Source organism: Acidiplasma aeolicum, assembly GCF_001402945.1.
Lineage (GTDB): Archaea > Thermoplasmatota > Thermoplasmata > Thermoplasmatales > Thermoplasmataceae > Acidiplasma > Acidiplasma aeolicum.
This window is the reverse complement of record NZ_LKBG01000109.1, coordinates 1-1,776: the sequence shown is the minus strand read 5'-3', so window position 1 is coordinate 1,776 and position 1,776 is coordinate 1. Positions and strand designations below refer to the sequence as shown.

Below are 1,776 nucleotides of genomic sequence, written 5' to 3'. Positions count from 1 at the left end.
ATCCATAATTTATCCTGTTAATATTAAGCTTCCATGGAATATGGTTATGGAAACTATTAGAGAGTCAGGTGCAAGGTATATATTTGCCTCAGAGGATTTCATTAATGCAGGCATTGGAAGGGACATGCCAAAAGACCACATTATTTCTATTGGTCCGGATCAAAATTATAAAAATTTTGATGATCTTTTGATTGCTGATACATCATATGAAAGGGAAATATCTGGTAATGAGGATTATTCAATACTTTTTACCTCAGGAACAACTGGAAAACCCAAGGAGGTTTTATATACCAGCGAAAAGGCTGTAAACGGTGCCATGAGCATACTTTACCAGCTTGGCATGTTTCCATCCCCCGCATCACTGAACCATAATGATACGATTCTTTCATTAATACCGTTTTACCATATATGGTCCTGGGGTTCAGCATTTCATGCTGCATACCTTGGGTCCAGCTATGTTTTAACAGGAAAATATAGCCCTGACAATGTTATTTCCATGATAAAGAGAAATAAGGTTACGTGGATCAATGCTGTACCAACAATGGTTTATGATCTCATATCCCATGATGTTAATGATGATTTAAATGGAATCAAGATGCTTATAGGTGGCTCACCGGTAAGCAACGGCATTGCCAGCAGGCTCAGGGCAAAAAACATAAAATTTTCCACCATTTATGGTGGGACAGATATGCTTGCAGCATCAATATCACTGGGCAATGATGGTGATTTGGAATCATTGCGTTCCATTACGCATCCTGTTCCAATGGTTGAGGCGTCTGTAAGGGACAGCTCCGGCAAAATACTTGAAAACAATACCATGGGTGAACTCTGGATAAGTTCCCCATGGCTTCCGGGAAAATATCTGAATATAAAGGAGCAGAATCCATATAATGGTGGATGGTTTAAAACAGGTGACGTTGCCATGATAACTAACAGTGGTGGCATAAAAATACTGGACAGGCTTAAGGACGTAATAAAGAGCGGAGGGGAATGGATACCAACATCAATTCTTGAATCAATAATATCTGAATTTCCTGGAATTGATATATGTGCTGTAACCTCCATTAATGATGAGAAATGGGGAGAAAGACCTGTGGCATGGATTAAGGCTTCAGGGGAAATAGATCTTGATAAACTTAGGGAATTTATGGATTTAAGAGTTGACTCAGGTGATATAAAAAAATGGTGGATACCGGTAAGTTTCAGGATAATCAAAGAAATGCCAATGACCAGTGTCGGAAAGATTGACAAGGCAAAATTAAGAACAATGGTGTAAAAATTTATCCACAAATAATATTTATTTAAAGCCTATCCATAGGAGCAGTATCCCTATGAATTCAGCATAGTAAAGAAATACAGGTATTGCCGCTATGTAAAGTGTTCCGGCAATGCTTACAACAATGACCCCGGCAATTATGCTCAGGAGTTTTATGTTTCTGGATTTTTTATAGCTTAATGCCGCTATTAAAATGATGAAAAACGCTGCCGGAAAACTTACAAACGATGAGGAAACCACAACCATCAATGGGAGTGGACCAAAAACAATATGGTGTATTATAATTTTCCCAACCGGATATATTATCAGTGTAATAAGCAAAAATATGGATGCAAGTCCTGTATATAAATAATAATAATTAAGGTATTTTTTATTCCCAAAGAGTGCAAATGACCCCATGGCAAGGAAATCAACAAGTATTGCAACCAGAAACAGGTATAGATCTATTAAAAATCTGGAGAATATCCCCGCAGCCATTAAAAGCTCAAGGAATACTGAAA

At 37.7% G+C, this 1,776-nt stretch carries 2 protein-coding genes; one reads left to right on the top strand and one right to left on the bottom strand.

Annotation, left to right across the window (positions count from 1 at the left end; translation table 11 throughout):
- Window positions 1-1,276: AMP-binding protein (locus tag AOG54_RS03045; RefSeq protein ID WP_055032398.1), on the top strand; the 1,276-nt coding region annotated here is incomplete at its 5' end.
- A gap of 21 nt (window positions 1,277-1,297) precedes the next feature.
- On the opposite strand, the gene AOG54_RS09860 is transcribed toward AOG54_RS03045, so the two are convergent.
- On the bottom strand, window positions 1,298-1,776 hold a 479-nt coding region (locus AOG54_RS09860), incomplete at its 5' end, for a hypothetical protein (protein ID WP_055032397.1).